This window comes from Pedobacter nototheniae, assembly GCF_032678625.1.
Taxonomy (GTDB): domain Bacteria; phylum Bacteroidota; class Bacteroidia; order Sphingobacteriales; family Sphingobacteriaceae; genus Pedobacter; species Pedobacter nototheniae_A.
In genome coordinates, this window is record NZ_JAVTSO010000005.1 from 24216 (window position 1) to 38911 (window position 14696).

A 14696-nucleotide genomic window follows, 5' to 3' on the forward strand; every position below is an offset into this window, starting at 1 on the left:
TTAAACTGTTTTAAAAAAATAACATCTATAGGTTTAAACATATTCATGCGTTTTTCATATTGAAGCTATAGCTTCGTTATTTACCGATTGATAATCCGTGTTTACCGATACTTTGTAAAATCTTTTTTTAATTATTACCTATTTGAATCAGCAACAAAAACCAAATCATATGGCTTTAGCTCACATCAACCTTAGCTCTAAACAATATTTCAATTTTATGTGCAAAACAGATTTTGAAAGAAGAATTTACCACGATAGTTATAAGGAATTTCAAAAAAAATCTAAAGCTTATAGTTTAGGACAGCACCTGCACACTTTTAACCAGATGTGTGCAGCCAATGAAAAGGCTAATTCCTTACACCAAAAGCTCAACTATGCTGTAATGAATACCATCGAAGCCTTAGATCATGAGATGCCTGTATTAAATGATACAGATAACCATCCGGTATTATTTGATTTAGCCGAGCTTCATATCTGCGCATCAGATTTGCTAAATAAAGCCGGTCATATGGTTTCGATTACCTACGTTAGCCCTAAGCTTATATTACACGAAATTATTGGCGATTTACTCATCTTGAGTTATGATTCTAAAAAGAATGATGGAGAAACTTTTATGGTTAAAATAAATGCAGATTTAATTGTAAATTATGAAAAAGTAACTGAATTAGTTTACCATTAAGCCTTATCCTTTTGGAAGCAATTGGTAACCTACTGCTGTGTCCATTGTATCCTAAAAACATTAATTTGTTTATTCTATTTATTTACGCCCTTTCATTGCTTTTGCTCTTTGGCTTTGTGTATTACGCACAGCTTTACGATAATCTAAGGCATAATAAAAGTGTAATGGCTTCCTTAAAAGGCTTACAGGATACCAAGCCTAAAGGATTAAACCTATCCTTGCAGTTGGTAAAGATACAATTGGGCCTGGTGCGGGAATACTGGGTTGGTCGCTGCTATTTTTAGGCAGAAATGCAGAAGCAAAAGCATGTTTTGAACGTGCTTTACTCATTAAACCTGAAGATACATCGAGTGTTGACGGATTAAATAGGGCCGTAAAATAGCCTTAACAGACAATTAATCAATATATTTAGCAAAAAAATCAATTTTTAAAATAAAAAATTGATTTATAGGTATTTAACAGTATCTTTGTCAAAATTAAATAGAATACAATGCAACAAGGAACAGTAAAATTTTTTAATGAAACTAAAGGTTTCGGATTCATCACACCTTCAAATGGCGATGCCGAAATTTTTGTTCATGCTTCAGGCTTAATCGATAACATTCGCGAGAATGATTCTGTAACCTACGACGTAGAAGAAGGAAGAAAAGGCCTAAACGCGGTAAATGTTAAAGTAGCTTAATAAAACTCAACACATAAATCGTAAAAAGTCCCGATGCAAATCGGGACTTTTTTTGTGCCCTTATTTTATATATTTTAAATTCTTTTTAATCTCGTCATCAACAAAATCTATATTCAGATCGTTGTTGGATAAAAGATTTCCCTGTTTATCAACCAAAAAGAAATAGGTAATGTTGTAATTGCTTAAGTTTTTTGCATTAGGAGACTTTTCGCCTTTTAAATCCGAAAATTGTGGCCATATTAACTGGTCTTCTTTAATAACATTTAACCACCAATCTCTTTTCTTATCTAAAGAAACACCAATAAATTCTACATTCAGGCCCTTTTCCTGATAGGTTTTATAAAGAGCAGTCAGGATTTTATTGTTTGTCCTGCTTTTCCAGCTGTAAGAAGTCCAGCAAATAATGAGATTTACTTTTTTTAAAATTTTAGGGTTAAATTTTTCGCCAGATTGATTTTGCCCTTGTATTTCCGGCATTTTGCTTCCTGCCATCATCTGGCCGGATTGATTAATCTGTTCCAGTAATTTTTTACCTGCTTTACTTTCCCTAATATCTTCATTCAGGTTATTGAAAATCGACCGGTAAATATTAGGGTCTGAATCTGTCCGTCCAAGTTTATCCAGCAAAAATATGGTATGCTCCGAATTCGGAAATTTCTTCGAAAAAGCACGGATAATTTCTAAATCCAAAACCGCTTTCTTTTCTTGCCAAATGTCCAGGTTTTGTGCTTTCAACGCTATGGTTTCCGTGGTTGCCTTGTCCATCTCCAGCTTTGCTTTAGCCAGGCTATCGGTTAAGCCTGTGCTCATCCCATTTTTTATGTTGTAGAAATCAATAAATTCCTGCTCTTTTTTGTTGGTTGTTGTTCTTACCGGATAAACCTGAATCTGATTGCCATTTAAATGAAAGGTAAATTCACCATCTTCAAGGTACATCCAAAATTGACTTTCTTTTTGGCCATCATTTACCCTAATGGCTGCATAACCTTTATTGGGGATGTTAATTTTAAAATTCTGTTTAGTGTTGGTAATGTTCTGAACGCTATAAATTTCTCCATTATCGGCACCATAAATGCCAATCACTGCATTTTTGCCAAAATCTGTTGTCTGCAATTTAAATAATGCAGGTTTTGGTTCGCAAGCAGCTAATAATATCGTAAAAAGAAAAAGTAAACAATAATATTTTTTCATCAGAACTACATTTATTATCGCAATATAACTAAAAATTTAGTTGTTGTTTGTAGTTTCCCATTATGATTCTTAGAAAATATATTAATGTTTTTTATCCGGTAAGGAAATGGCTATCAGCAATAAAATGAGCACACAACTAAACTCCATGCCGTTTCTGCCGGGGCCTACTACATACCAACCCTCTTTTAAATGAACTAAGATAATTCCGGTGATTAAAATCAGAATTAAGCCCGGGCTTACCCATTGTATATACTTCCCGATTAAGATGAGCAGGGAAGCTACGATTTCGAAGAGTATAACGGCCCAGGCCAAAAATACACCGAAAGGCTTAAAGCCAACCGTGTTTAAATAAGATTCGCCAAAAGCATTAACCGTACCGTTAAATATTCCGTGTAAACTGTGGCTAAGAAAAATCATTGCTATGGCTATACGCACCAGCAATAATGCATTGTTTTTAGGGTTCATGAATGAAGAGGTTATTTAGCTTTTTTAATTATTTAACAATCGGGCAACCCCAACCATCATAAATGCCATTAAAACTGGCCGCATTTTCTGATAAATTTATGGTTCGTTCGTTTATATTGTCGTAATCTACAGGTTCTGTAATGGTTAAGTGAAGCATGTAACGATGGTTGCCTTCTGTTTTAGTTTCTTTATTCCTGACGTTAAAGCTGTTATTTTCAATGGCGGCTACAAAATTTTCTCTACCTTCTTCAGTAGTGAAGTATAAATAATGGTCTACTTCCCTGGCTTTGCTATGGTCATCGCCATGACTTTCGAGGTTTGTTAAAACCCTTCTGTTTTGTATGGCCTGGTATTGTGGTGGCAGCGGGAATAAGAAGTCGAGGTAAACCGACCATTGCGGGTCTTCTTTTGTGCCAAAATCATATTCATACGTTGGGTAATTAACCATTACATCAGCTATGGCCTTATCATATAATAAGCTATCGTCAAAGTAAAAATATAAATCACGGTTTCCCTCAGAAGTAAGGCGGCCAATATAGATGCTGTCGAATTTGTTTTTTAGCTGTGCCGCCAGGTGATCCTCAATTTCGTATAACTGTTCACTTTCTTCGTTTGATGATAAGCCATCCGCTCTCGGTGCTTTCATTTTTATGGAAATCCAGATTAATACAGGTTTTTCAGCAATGGGAGCAATTTTAATAAGTCCCAAATCAACCATAATGGATCCAAGCTGGTGATCTACATTGGTAAAATAGGTATCCCAATCTTCAATATATTGAGTTTGTTGAGCCGGATTTTCTTGTTCAGGCTGTTTTTTATCCCCAAAAAGTTTATCAAAAATTCCCATAATCTGTTTTTAATTTTCCGCGTAGCTATTGCTATTGTATTTTTCGCTCTCCACTTTTTTATGCCATGAAAAGAGCAGTTTTTAATTATAAATTAATTCGTAAAATCAGCAAACTAAATTAGGAATTTAATTCTAAAACACGAATCATAAAGACCTGGCAGAAGCTGTAGAAAGCCAGAACAAATCTAAATCAAATCATAAATAATCAATTTACTTCTGTTTTTTAACAAAACCGCTTTAGAATGTTTCTAAATAAATACTTTATCGCTGTTTTGTCATAATGCTTTATAAATTAAAGCTATAATTAGATACTTTTGCAGAAAATAGTTATTAAAATCCTAATCAAATGAGTGGTTTCGGAAATGCTCTTTCATCCTCAATCGGGAAGAAATTCATAATGGGTATTACAGGTTTATTCCTGGTACTTTTCTTGGTAGTACATTGTTTCATCAACGCGTTAATCTTTTTTAACGATGGTGGTTTAACTTTTAACATTGGCGCACATTTTATGGCCTCCAACTGGATTATCCGGGCTGGCGAAATTGTGTTGTTTATTGGTTTGCTTGCGCATATTTTTCAGGCGTTAAGGTTAACGTTGCAAAATCAAAAGGCAAGGCCGGTTAAATATGCTGTAAACGATGGTCAGGCAAATAGTAAATGGTATAGCCGTTCAATGGGCTTGCTTGGCACTTTATTGCTGATTTTTTTAATTGTTCACTTATCTAACTTCTGGGTTGTTTCGCGTTTTACCGGAATCCCAACGGTTGATTCAAACGGACATGAAGATTTATATGCCGTAATGCGTGAAACGTTTAAAAGCCCTTTAATTGTGGTGCTTTACACGTTGGCAATGATCTCGTTATGTTATCACTTATTACACGGTTTTGCTTCAGCTTTCCAAACTTTAGGTTGGAACCATACAAAATATAATGGTATCATTAAAGGTTTGGGTGTTTGGTATTCAATTATTATATCATTGCTTTTTGCGGCAATGCCGATTGCAGTTTACTTTGGTTGGATTAGTTAATTTTTAGTACAAAAGAATATGTCAGATTTGAATTCAAATATACCTGAAGGGGAATTAACCACAAAATGGACTAAATTTAAGTCTTCTGTGCCTTTAGTTAATCCATCGAATAAAAGAAGTATAGAAGTAATTATAGTCGGTTCTGGTTTAGCAGGTGCTTCGGCAGCAGCAACTTTAGCCGAAATGGGTTATAAAGTTAAATGTTTTTGTTTCCAGGATTCGCCCCGCAGAGCACACTCTATTGCTGCTCAGGGTGGTATTAATGCTGCAAAAAATTATCAGAATGATGGTGATAGTACTTATCGCTTATTTTACGATACCATTAAAGGAGGCGATTACAGGGCCCGCGAAGCCAATGTGCATCGTTTAGCAGAAGTAAGTGCCAATATTATAGATCAGTGTGTGGCGCAAGGTGTGCCTTTGGCCCGCGAATATGGTGGCTTGTTAGATAACCGTTCATTCGGTGGTACTCAGGTTCAGCGTACTTTTTATGCTGCAGGTCAAACCGGTCAGCAATTATTATTAGGTGCATATTCTGCTTTAGAACGCCAGATTGGTATGGGAAAAGTAGAAATGTACACCCGCCACGAAATGCTTGAGGTTGTTAAAATCGACGGTAAAGCACGTGGTATTATAGCCCGTAACTTAATTACAGGCGAAATTGAACGTCATTTTGGCCATGCGGTAGTATTAGGAACAGGTGGTTACGGTAACGTATTCTATCTTTCTACCAACGCAATGGGAAGTAATGTAACAGCAGCGTGGAAAGCACACAAACAAGGTGCTTATTTTGCAAACCCTTGCTACACTCAAATTCACCCAACCTGTATTCCGGTATCGGGAGATCACCAGTCAAAATTAACCCTGATGTCTGAATCGTTGCGTAACGACGGACGTATTTGGGTACCTAAACAAAAAGATGATCCCCGTAAAGCATCTGAAATACCTGAAGAGGAAAGAGATTATTATTTAGAACGTCGTTACCCTGCTTTTGGTAACCTTGTACCGCGCGATGTAGCTTCTCGTGCTGCTAAAGAACGTTGCGATGCTGGTTATGGTGTTGGTAGTTCTAAATTAGCCGTATACTTAGATTTTAAAGCCAATACAGAACGTTACGGTAAAATCGAAGCTTCTAAAGCCGGTAATCACAATCCTGATAAAGAAACCTGTATGCGCTTAGGTACAGAGGTAATTAAGGAGAAATATGGTAACCTGTTCGATATGTATGCACAGATTACCGGTGAAAACCCTTACGAAACACCAATGCGTATTTACCCTGCAGTTCACTATACAATGGGCGGACTTTGGGTTGATTATAACTTAATGACAAGTGTACAAGGTTTATATTGTACAGGAGAAGCCAATTTTTCTGATCATGGTGCCAACCGTTTAGGTGCATCTGCCTTAATGCAAGGTTTGGCTGATGGTTATTTCGTACTTCCTTATACAATCGGTGCTTACCTTTCTAAAGAGATTTCAGTAAAAGCAATTCCTACAGATCATCCTGCATTTGTTGAAGCTGAAGAAAGAGCAAAAGGCATTTTAAACCAGCTGATTAACATTAAGGGAACAAAATCGGTCGATCATTTCCACAAAAGATTAGGTTTAATTATGTGGGAGAAATGTGGAATGGCGCGTAATGCAAAAGGTTTAAATGAAGCCATTTTAGAAATCAGGGCGTTACGTGAAGAATTCTGGAAGGATGTTCGTGTACCTGGAACGGCCGATGAATTAAATACTGAGCTTGAAAAAGCAGGCCGTGTTGCCGATTTCATCGAACTTGGAGAGTTAATGTGTATTGATGCTTTAAACCGTAATGAAAGTTGTGGTGGCCACTTCCGTGAAGAATACCAAACCGAAGAGGGCGAAGCTTTACGTGACGATGAAAATTACGCATACGTTGCAGCATGGGAGTTTAAAGAAGGTGTAAACTTCGAACTTCATAAAGAAGAATTGAAGTTTGAAAATATTAAAGTAGCACAAAGAAGTTATAAATAGTAGCAACACGTAAGCATCAGGTATCAAGGCTTGATTAAAAAAACTTGATAATTGATTCTCGCTATTTGATACTTAAATCTCAATATCATGAGTACAGGAAATATGAACTTAACGCTAAAAGTTTGGCGTCAAAAAAATAACAATGCCAAAGGTGCTTTGGTAGATTATAAACTTGCCGATATTTCACCTGACATGTCTTTTTTAGAAATGTTCGATGTGTTAAACGAGCAGTTAATTAACAAAGGTGATGAGCCCATCGTTTTCGATCACGATTGTCGTGAAGGAATCTGTGGTATGTGCTCTATGTTTATAAATGGCCGTCCGCATGGACCAAAGGATTTAGTAACAACCTGCCAGTTACACATGCGCTCTTTTAAAGATGGCGATACCATTACGGTTGAGCCATGGAGAGCGGCTGCGTTTCCGGTAGTAAAAGATTTAACTGTAGATCGTTCTGCGTTTGATAGGGTTATTGCTGCAGGTGGTTTTATTTCGGTAAACACCGGTAATGCCCAGGATGCAAACAATTTGCCAATCCCTAAAAAACAAGCTGATGCTGCTTTTGAAGCTGCTGCTTGTATTGGTTGCGGCGCATGCGTTGCAACTTGTAAAAATGCTTCAGCCATGTTATTCGTATCTGCAAAAATATCTCAGCTGGCTTTATTGCCACAAGGACAGCCAGAGCGTTACCGCCGTGTACAAAGTATGGTTGCGCAAATGGATGCTGAAGGTTTTGGTAACTGTACCAATACCGGTGCTTGCGAAGCAGAATGCCCTAAAGGAATTTCATTAGAAAACATCGCCCGTATGAACCGTGATTTTGCAAGTGCGAAATTCGTTTCAGAAGAAGAAGTTTAAAAATATTGCCTTCAATTGTAAACCCAAATCGCGAAAGCAGTTTGGGTTTTTTTGTGCAATTATTAAAAATAATTGGGTGCTTTTTAATTCAAGTCAGCAAGTTGTTATTATTAAGGTGGATAAGCCATTTTTGGCAAATTATAATTCGTTTGGGGTTGTTTATTTCTATGTAAGCATATTAAATACAGATTCCGTTAGAAATTTTATTTGGCAAAATTTGTTTATAAATTAAAATTTTGATAGATTTAGTGTTCCGAGACAGGAGAGAGAACATAAAACCCCGGCTATTTTAGCTGGGGTTTTGTGCTTTAAGCGCGATTAAACTAAGTTCGATTATTAATTACAAAAATTACCTTTATATACAATATGATTAAGCTCATCGTCAGGCTGAATTTATTTCAGCGTCTTTTTGGCGAGAAAGATCCTGAAATAAATTCAGGGTAACGTATTAAGGCGTCAAAGAATATGCTTAAATTAGGGTAAAAGAGAATTTAATAATCGAACTCAGGTTATTAGATTTTTTTTAAATGGCTAAGCTTCTGTAAAATCGAATTTTATGTTTATTTGGCATTTCCATCAGGATGTTTAACAGGTTTATTGGCAAAAAATTAACTTTTTCCTCTTTGCTTGCCCTCAGGATCTGCAAAATTAACATTGATGTTGTATTTTACACGTACAGGCTTTCCTTTAACTCTTGCAGCGGTCCACTTTGGCGATGCTTTAAAAACCCTGATCGCTTCTGCATCCGTCTCTTTTGAAAGGCCTCTGAGTATGTGGATGTTCGATAAAGAGCCATCTTCTTCAATAATAAAATCAAGAAATACCTTGCCTGCCGTTTTATTCTTTTTAGCAGCATCGGGATATTTAATGTTTTTGCCCAGGTATTCGTAAAACTTTGCAATTCCGCCCGGATAGGAAGGTGTGCTATCCACGGCAGTAAAATCATAAACTTTTTTGCCTTTTGTTTGTGCTTTTACCGGGTTAAAGGACATAACAATCCCCAGTAAGCCTAAAATGATCAGCTTTCTCATAACATTTATATTTAGTTTAATTATTTCTTTTAAGAAGTGTTTTAATTACATTAATCCACGTCTGGCGCCTTAACCTCAGGCTTTTTAGTTAAAATAAAATTGGTGGCCTTACTGGTAATTACAATTGCACCATTTCTTCCTTTATAACCGTATAGGCTGGTTGCCGATTGATCTTTCAGTACCGAAATGCTGGCGATGTTTTGAGGATTTAACGTGTTTAGTATTTTGGTATCTGCCAGCGCAACCCCATCCATAATAATTATTCCTTTATAAGATTTTCCAAAACTTAACGGATTCGAGTTATTCAATTTATACAGCAAGTTTTGTGTTTTATAAGCCGGTTCGGGTTTCGAATCTTTAGTTTCTGCATCATCAGTTAAGCTAAAGTTTACATTGATATTGAACTTTACCCTAACGGCATTACCAGCAACATATCCGGGTAACCATTTTGGACTTTTTTCGATTACCCTTAGCGCTTCCTCATCCAATCCGCCACCTAAGCCACGGGTAATGTCTACATTGCTTAAGCTACCATCGGGTTCTACAATAAAGCTTACAAATACTTTTCCTTGAATATTGTTTTCCTGGGCTGCTTTAGGATATTTAATGGACTTAGATAAATATTCATAAAACTTACTTATACCACCCGGGAAATTAGGCGCCTTATCTAAAGATACAAAATCAAATACCTTATCTTCTTTCTGTTTAACAGGTTGTTCAATCGTTAAAGGTTCAGGTAGCTTTGCTGTAGCCGATTTAATGATGTTTTTTTGGCCTGTCAGGGTTTCTTTTAAAAGTTTTTTATTCTTACTATTTTCCTGTGGGATTTTTGCTGCGGCCTGAGTGCTTGGGTTTGGCTCGGTTACAATAGCCTGCACAACCTCAATAGGCTTGTCTAACGGAATCTGCTCTGCAATGGATATTAATTTCTCGTTTTTACGTATGGTTGCAGAAGAGAATACAATTAAAATTGCGAAGAGCGGGATAAAAATGCCGTATTTAAAAACGGCAGTTTTTTTGGAAGGCTCTTTGTGAAGCATGTAAATACGTTTTTTTATTAACGACTTATCAAAAAAACCATTTGCGAGGGCGTTCGGAGATATTCCGAATGATTTAGTTAAGATAAGCATTGCATATTCTGCCTTATCACCCTGAAATTCGGCCGCTTTTTCATCCGCTAAAAATTCGTGGATGTTTTTAATTGCTTTTTTATAGAGGTAAATAACCGGATTAAGCCAGGTTATTATGCCGATTATTTCGAAAAACAAAATATCGAGGGTATGCCATTGTTTAATATGGGCTTCCTCATGGATATTGATAATATCTGTTTCAGGAAGTTCAGTATCGATAATTTTTTTGCTGAAAAAAGAAAAAGCAGATCCTGCTTTAGCCGTTTTAATGAGCTTTTTAACGGTAAATAAATTATATATCAATCTGCCGAGGAAAAACACAATACCTGCACAATAGATATAAACCAGTAAATTTCCCCAGTTAAAACCGGTTTTATTTTCGGTTACAATCGTTGCTTGTTGTAAAACGCTTTCCCAGTTTACCGATGCGTAAACCGATTGTGCTGCCTTTTGCTCCGTTAGCCATTCTAATCTGATAAATGGTATGCATAGAGACAAAACGCCCGCACCAACGAGGTAAATGCGGTTTAAAGTAAAATAGGTTTCCTTATCTAAAAGTAATTTGTAGCAACCAAAAAAAACAATTAAGTATAAGTTTACCTGTAGCAGGTAGTGGGCAAAACTCATCTTGGTTTATGTTTAATTTTATTAATCATTTTTAAAATTTCATCCACATCACTTAAATCCAGTTTTTCCTCTTTAACGAAGAAAGAAAACATGCTTTCTACAGAGTTCTCAAAATAATTTCCCAATAGCTTTTCTGTTGCATGGCGCTTATATTCTTCCTTGCTGATTAACGGGTGGTACTGGTGTGCTTTTCCGAATGCTTCGTGCCCAATAAAACCTTTGGTTTCCAGGATTCTGATAATCGTTGAGACCGTATTGTAAGCAGGTTTTGGCATCGGTAACTCATCAATTACATCCTTAACAAATGCCTTTTCTAACTGCCACAACACCTGCATAATCTGTTCTTCGGCTTTGGTTAAATCTTTAATTTCCATAATAATTTTATAATAATAAGGATGGGGTCGTAATGTTGCCCTGATTAAATTTAGAACTAATTATTTAGTTTTGCAAGTTTTTGTAAAAAAAAGTCGGCCTAATCATTAAGCCGACTTCAATATTGAGTTGATATTGTTATTGTTTTGCAGTTTGTGCTACCGGTAATTCTTTTCTTGGAATTTGTGCATCACGTTGCGAAGTGTTGTAAACAAACGATGCAATAATTGTTGCGGCTTGTTTTAAATCATCTTCAACTAACCTGTCGTAGGTATCCTGGTTGCTATGGTGCGTTCTGGTGTTATAATCCATTGGGTCTTGTATAAATTGAAATCCGGGGATTCCAACAGCATCAAAAGCCTGGTGATCGGTTCCTCCGGTATTGCTTACGGTTACCGTTGAAGCACCTAAATCATTAAATGGTGTTAACCAGCTTTGAAAAATAGGACCTGCGGAAACATTTCCCTGTAAATAAATTCCACGGATTTTCCCCGTTCCGTTATCTAAGTTGTAATAAGCGGATACTTTTTTCTGGTCGGGTGTTAAAACCATGGTTTTAGGATCGCCGAAATGTTTAAGTACATAATTTCTCGAGCCAAATAAACCTTGCTCTTCTGAACTCCAAAGTGCAATGCGAATGGTGCGTTTTGGTTTAAAATCAATGGCTTTTAAAATGCGCATGGCTTCCATCATTACAGTAGAGCCTGCAGCGTTATCTGTAGCGCCGGTAGCTGCGTGCCATGAATCGAAGTGGCCGCCAATAATAACCACTTCATCTTTTAATTTTTTATCTGTTCCGGGTATTTCTGCAATTACGTTGTACCCTTTAGGATCCTGATCGTAAAAAGAAGTTTTAACATCAGCTTCAACTTCTACCGGCTTACCTGCACGAAGCAAACGCAACATATGTAAATAATCCTCTGCAGAAACTTCCAGTTCAGGAGAAACAGGTTTTGCATCAAGGGCGTAAGAAGCACCATTGCTTGTAAATACGGTTCCCTGGCCACCGCGGGCATAAGTTAAAATCAAGCCAACTTTTTCTTCAACCAGCATTGCTGATATTGCCGCTCTGATTTCACGTAATTTCATCATCTGAGCCATCATATTGTTGCCGTTTCCGAAACGCTGGCGATCTCCGGCTGCTTGTGGTTTTGCCGACGCCATTTTTGCTAATGTGGTATCGGGATAACGTACAAAATCAGGTTTAATACCACTTTGTAAAGGATTTCCCTGATCCATCATTACGATTTTACCTGCAAGTTTTCCTTTGTATTTCGCTAAATCAGCAACGCTGTCGGCTTTAATTAAAACTACATCTGATTTAATTGGTCCATTGGTGCCAGGTGTCCAGGCTTTTGGCGAAGCAATAATTGCATGGTAATATGGAAGTGTGGTTGCCGCATAATACTTATCAATTTGCCAGCCCTTGCCAAAAGTACCCCATTCTTCTAAATGAACATTTTTTAAACCCCAGTCTGTTAATTGTTTCATCGCCCATTCCTGTGCTTTTTTTAAGCCTGGAGAATTAGATAAACGCGGGCCGTTAACATCTGTTAAATTAAAGGCAATATCCATAGCCTTTGAATTTTCTAATCCTTCTTTTCTTATTTTTTGAACAATTGCTGCATCAGGAGTATCCTGTGCAAAAACTGAAAAGCAAAAACCAAAGGCTAATGTGGTTATTGTAAGTCTTTTAATCATACTTGAATAGTTTAGGTGATTTTTTATTTAAAATTACACTTTAAACCAAGTGGTAATGATTTCCAATGATATTTTTACATCGTTATCAAGTTGCATTTGATTTTTTACCGGGTTGAATGGCAAAAAAAATCCGCAGTAAATGAATACCACGGATAGTTAAAAAATTATATTAATTAGCGAATTTTTATTTGATGCTTTTTCTGGATACAATAAAATAACCAAGGATAAAAAGGACTAAAGCAAATGTTAAGCTGGTCCAAATTTCATGCGTAAAAATTGGAAAATCGGCAGGGTCGGCTAATTTCTTTGCACCGCTACTACTTTTTAAAACTAATGATGGGTGACTGTAGGGAATTAAATATGCATATTTCCAACCTACATTTGCCGTTATTATTCCCATAATGGTTCCAACAAAACCAATACCCATAGGCTTTAAAAAATCAGACCATACCAAACTTAAAATAAACTGGATAGACAATATGCCCAGTGAAGAAAGAAATAGTTTAAGATAGAATTTAGTTAATATTACAGATGGATCGAAACCATTAAAATTGTATTTAGGAACTAAAATCTGTAATAAATGCCCGAATGCAAAGGTTAAAAAACTAAACAGAACTAAGCATATAAAGATTAAAACTACGGCATACAGGTATTTGGCTGCGTAAATGGAAAACTTATTTAGAGGTTGAGCGAATAGGGTTTTCCAGGTGTCGTTTTTATGCTCAATGTTGTTCACGGAGAAAGCCATAAAGATTACATAAAAGGGCAAAATTAATACACCCATTACACCTAAGGCTGCCCCGATATAACGGAACCATAAAATCATTGGCGGATATTTAAGCGGTAATATTTTATCAGCCCCGCTGTAAAAACCAAAAGTAATTAAACCGCAAATAACAACAGGTAAAATTATGGCTGCCCAAAAGGCTAAAGTTTTTCGTGATTTGTAAAATTCAGAAGCAAAAGAAATATATAGCGAGCGCATAATTAGTTGTTTTTAGTAATGTCTAAAAATAAATTTTCCAGGTCTTTTCTTTGTTGATAAAGACTGCTTACCATAAAACCATTTTGAATTAACAGCGTATTTAAAGTTCCGCTGTCTTTTGCACTTGTAAAAGGCACAATAATCTTCTTTTCTGTTTTTTCGGTAATGTTATAGCCAGATTTTTTAAGTAAATCAGCTGCGGGTTCTATTTGGTCAACTTCAATTTCGAGCATTGGCTTGCTTAATTGATGCAACTCATCAATTGTACCCTGAAATAAAAGTGAGCCTTTGTTGATAATACCCACATGAGTAGCGGTACGTTCAATTTCTGCCAGCAAATGGCTGGATACCAATATCGTTTTGTTGTGCTTTGTTACAAGATCAAGCATTAAATTTCTAACTTCAATAATGCCATTAGGATCAAGCCCGTTTGTAGGTTCGTCTAAAAGCAAAAGTTCTGGATCAGACACCAGTGCCAGGGCAATACCCAGGCGTTGTTTCATGCCTAAAGAATATTTAGATGTTTTTTTACCAGCGGCTTCTGTTAAGCCAACAAGGGCCAGCATTTCATCCGTTTTTGATTTATTTATGCCCAACAACAGGCAGCGGTTATTTAAATTCTCTTTGCCTGTTAAATGCCCGTATATCGCGGGCTGTTCTACTAAGGCGCCCACTCTTTTTAAAATGGCAATGCGGTTATGGTTAATTTCTTTGCCGAAAACAAAAACCTGATCGGAAGGCGATTTTAACAGGTTTAATAATATTTTTATGGTGGTGGTTTTACCCGCTCCATTTGGACCTAAGAAGCCATAAATACTGCCTTTTGGTACTTGTAAGGATAAATCCTTAATAATGGGCTGGTTATCATAGTTAAAGTTTAAACCAACAGTTTCGATCGCGTAATTACTCATTGATTTTATTTGAAAATGGCAGTTGCCTGTTTCACAATAGAACCTGAAGTTTTAGCTGGTTTAACAACGATTTCTCCATCATTATTTTGATTTGTATTGATTGTTAGGGTTAAAACAATCATCATAAATACAGGTAATAATAAAAGTAAGAATGGCGAGGTATTAGTTAGCTTTTTCATTTTGTTTCGTTTT

Annotated in this window: 16 protein-coding genes; 5 read left to right on the forward strand and 11 right to left on the reverse strand. The window is 36.4% G+C overall.

Translation table 11 applies throughout. From position 1 onward, the window contains the following. Positions 1–217: 217 nt before the first annotated feature. Positions 218–679 (forward strand): hypothetical protein, encoded by a 462-nt coding sequence (locus R2Q77_RS14950; RefSeq protein WP_316804535.1) that lies wholly within the window; start codon positions 218–220, stop codon positions 677–679. A gap of 198 nt (positions 680–877) precedes the next feature. On the opposite strand, the gene R2Q77_RS14955 is transcribed toward R2Q77_RS14950, so the two are convergent. Next, positions 878–1009: a hypothetical protein gene (locus tag R2Q77_RS14955; RefSeq protein ID WP_316804536.1), complete on the reverse strand. Its 132-nt coding sequence runs from the start codon at positions 1007–1009 to the stop codon at positions 878–880. 160 nt (positions 1010–1169) lie between these two features. Between R2Q77_RS14955 and R2Q77_RS14960 the strand changes: the two genes are divergently transcribed. Then, positions 1170–1361 carry a cold-shock protein gene (locus R2Q77_RS14960; RefSeq protein ID WP_121952386.1) on the forward strand — a complete coding sequence of 64 codons (192 nt, stop codon included), beginning with the start codon at positions 1170–1172 and terminating at the stop codon, positions 1359–1361. Between the two features lie 60 nt (positions 1362–1421). Here the strand turns inward: R2Q77_RS14960 and R2Q77_RS14965 are convergent, their stop codons facing one another. The 3 genes from R2Q77_RS14965 to R2Q77_RS14975 all read right to left on the reverse strand — a co-directional run bounded on the left by R2Q77_RS14965 (position 1422) and on the right by R2Q77_RS14975 (position 3864). Next, complete coding sequence (locus tag R2Q77_RS14965; protein ID WP_316804537.1) at positions 1422–2552, reverse strand: thioredoxin family protein; 1131 nt, start codon at positions 2550–2552, stop codon at positions 1422–1424. An 81-nt stretch (positions 2553–2633) separates the two neighbouring features. Beyond that, entirely contained in the window at positions 2634–3017 is a 384-nt protein-coding gene (locus tag R2Q77_RS14970) for a DoxX family protein (RefSeq protein ID WP_316804538.1), read from the reverse strand. A 28-nt stretch (positions 3018–3045) separates the two neighbouring features. Beyond that, positions 3046–3864: a DUF695 domain-containing protein gene (locus R2Q77_RS14975; RefSeq protein WP_316804539.1), complete on the reverse strand. Its 819-nt coding sequence runs from the start codon at positions 3862–3864 to the stop codon at positions 3046–3048. Positions 3865–4210: 346 nt separating this feature from the next. On the opposite strand from R2Q77_RS14975, the gene R2Q77_RS14980 reads away from it, so the two are divergent. The 3 genes from R2Q77_RS14980 to R2Q77_RS14990 all read left to right on the forward strand — a co-directional run bounded on the left by R2Q77_RS14980 (position 4211) and on the right by R2Q77_RS14990 (position 7747). Continuing rightward, positions 4211–4891, forward strand: coding sequence for a succinate dehydrogenase cytochrome b subunit (locus R2Q77_RS14980; protein ID WP_316804540.1), 681 nt, complete (start codon positions 4211–4213; stop codon positions 4889–4891). 18 nt (positions 4892–4909) lie between these two features. Further along, positions 4910–6889 carry a fumarate reductase/succinate dehydrogenase flavoprotein subunit gene (locus R2Q77_RS14985; protein ID WP_316804541.1) on the forward strand — a complete coding sequence of 660 codons (1980 nt, stop codon included), beginning with the start codon at positions 4910–4912 and terminating at the stop codon, positions 6887–6889. A gap of 87 nt (positions 6890–6976) precedes the next feature. Further along, positions 6977–7747, forward strand: a complete 771-nt coding sequence (locus R2Q77_RS14990) for a succinate dehydrogenase/fumarate reductase iron-sulfur subunit (protein WP_316804542.1) — start codon at positions 6977–6979, stop codon at positions 7745–7747. A 608-nt stretch (positions 7748–8355) separates the two neighbouring features. Here the strand turns inward: R2Q77_RS14990 and R2Q77_RS14995 are convergent. The 7 genes from R2Q77_RS14995 to R2Q77_RS15025 form a co-directional block, all read right to left on the reverse strand. Further along, complete coding sequence (locus R2Q77_RS14995) at positions 8356–8778, reverse strand: energy transducer TonB (RefSeq protein ID WP_316804543.1); 423 nt, start codon at positions 8776–8778, stop codon at positions 8356–8358. 50 nt (positions 8779–8828) lie between these two features. Further along, positions 8829–10535: a TonB family protein gene (locus R2Q77_RS15000; RefSeq protein ID WP_316804544.1), complete on the reverse strand. Its 1707-nt coding sequence runs from the start codon at positions 10533–10535 to the stop codon at positions 8829–8831. Then, positions 10532–10909 carry a BlaI/MecI/CopY family transcriptional regulator gene (locus R2Q77_RS15005; RefSeq protein WP_316804545.1) on the reverse strand — a complete coding sequence of 126 codons (378 nt, stop codon included), beginning with the start codon at positions 10907–10909 and terminating at the stop codon, positions 10532–10534. The genes R2Q77_RS15000 and R2Q77_RS15005 overlap by 4 nt, the downstream gene beginning before the upstream one ends. A 136-nt stretch (positions 10910–11045) precedes the next feature. Next, positions 11046–12608 (reverse strand): M28 family metallopeptidase, encoded by a 1563-nt coding sequence (locus R2Q77_RS15010; RefSeq protein ID WP_316804546.1) that lies wholly within the window; start codon positions 12606–12608, stop codon positions 11046–11048. 184 nt (positions 12609–12792) lie between these two features. After that, complete coding sequence (locus R2Q77_RS15015; RefSeq protein ID WP_316804547.1) at positions 12793–13593, reverse strand: ABC transporter permease; 801 nt, start codon at positions 13591–13593, stop codon at positions 12793–12795. A 2-nt stretch (positions 13594–13595) separates the two neighbouring features. Then, a complete protein-coding gene (locus R2Q77_RS15020) occupies positions 13596–14504 on the reverse strand; it encodes an ABC transporter ATP-binding protein (protein ID WP_316804548.1) in 909 nt (302 codons plus the stop codon). A gap of 5 nt (positions 14505–14509) precedes the next feature. Beyond that, positions 14510–14683 (reverse strand): hypothetical protein, encoded by a 174-nt coding sequence (locus tag R2Q77_RS15025; protein ID WP_165585804.1) that lies wholly within the window; start codon positions 14681–14683, stop codon positions 14510–14512. Positions 14684–14696: the final 13 nt, after the last annotated feature.

Excerpts from the sequence above, each read along its gene's own strand:
- R2Q77_RS14950 (WP_316804535.1), top strand. The coding sequence starts at position 218 with ATGTGCAAAACAGATTTTGAAAGAAGAATTTACCACGATAGTTATAAG.
- R2Q77_RS14955 (WP_316804536.1), bottom strand. The coding sequence starts at position 1,009 with ATGAGTAAAGCACGTTCAAAACATGCTTTTGCTTCTGCATTTCTGCCT.
- R2Q77_RS14960 (WP_121952386.1), top strand. The coding sequence starts at position 1,170 with ATGCAACAAGGAACAGTAAAATTTTTTAATGAAACTAAAGGTTTCGGA.
- R2Q77_RS14965 (WP_316804537.1), bottom strand. The coding sequence starts at position 2,552 with ATGAAAAAATATTATTGTTTACTTTTTCTTTTTACGATATTATTAGCT.
- R2Q77_RS14970 (WP_316804538.1), bottom strand. The coding sequence starts at position 3,017 with ATGAACCCTAAAAACAATGCATTATTGCTGGTGCGTATAGCCATAGCA.
- R2Q77_RS14975 (WP_316804539.1), bottom strand. The coding sequence starts at position 3,864 with ATGGGAATTTTTGATAAACTTTTTGGGGATAAAAAACAGCCTGAACAA.
- R2Q77_RS14980 (WP_316804540.1), top strand. The coding sequence starts at position 4,211 with ATGAGTGGTTTCGGAAATGCTCTTTCATCCTCAATCGGGAAGAAATTC.
- R2Q77_RS14985 (WP_316804541.1), top strand. The coding sequence starts at position 4,910 with ATGTCAGATTTGAATTCAAATATACCTGAAGGGGAATTAACCACAAAA.
- R2Q77_RS14990 (WP_316804542.1), top strand. The coding sequence starts at position 6,977 with ATGAGTACAGGAAATATGAACTTAACGCTAAAAGTTTGGCGTCAAAAA.
- R2Q77_RS14995 (WP_316804543.1), bottom strand. The coding sequence starts at position 8,778 with ATGAGAAAGCTGATCATTTTAGGCTTACTGGGGATTGTTATGTCCTTT.
- R2Q77_RS15000 (WP_316804544.1), bottom strand. The coding sequence starts at position 10,535 with ATGAGTTTTGCCCACTACCTGCTACAGGTAAACTTATACTTAATTGTT.
- R2Q77_RS15005 (WP_316804545.1), bottom strand. The coding sequence starts at position 10,909 with ATGGAAATTAAAGATTTAACCAAAGCCGAAGAACAGATTATGCAGGTG.
- R2Q77_RS15010 (WP_316804546.1), bottom strand. The coding sequence starts at position 12,608 with ATGATTAAAAGACTTACAATAACCACATTAGCCTTTGGTTTTTGCTTT.
- R2Q77_RS15015 (WP_316804547.1), bottom strand. The coding sequence starts at position 13,593 with ATGCGCTCGCTATATATTTCTTTTGCTTCTGAATTTTACAAATCACGA.
- R2Q77_RS15020 (WP_316804548.1), bottom strand. The coding sequence starts at position 14,504 with ATGAGTAATTACGCGATCGAAACTGTTGGTTTAAACTTTAACTATGAT.
- R2Q77_RS15025 (WP_165585804.1), bottom strand. The coding sequence starts at position 14,683 with ATGAAAAAGCTAACTAATACCTCGCCATTCTTACTTTTATTATTACCT.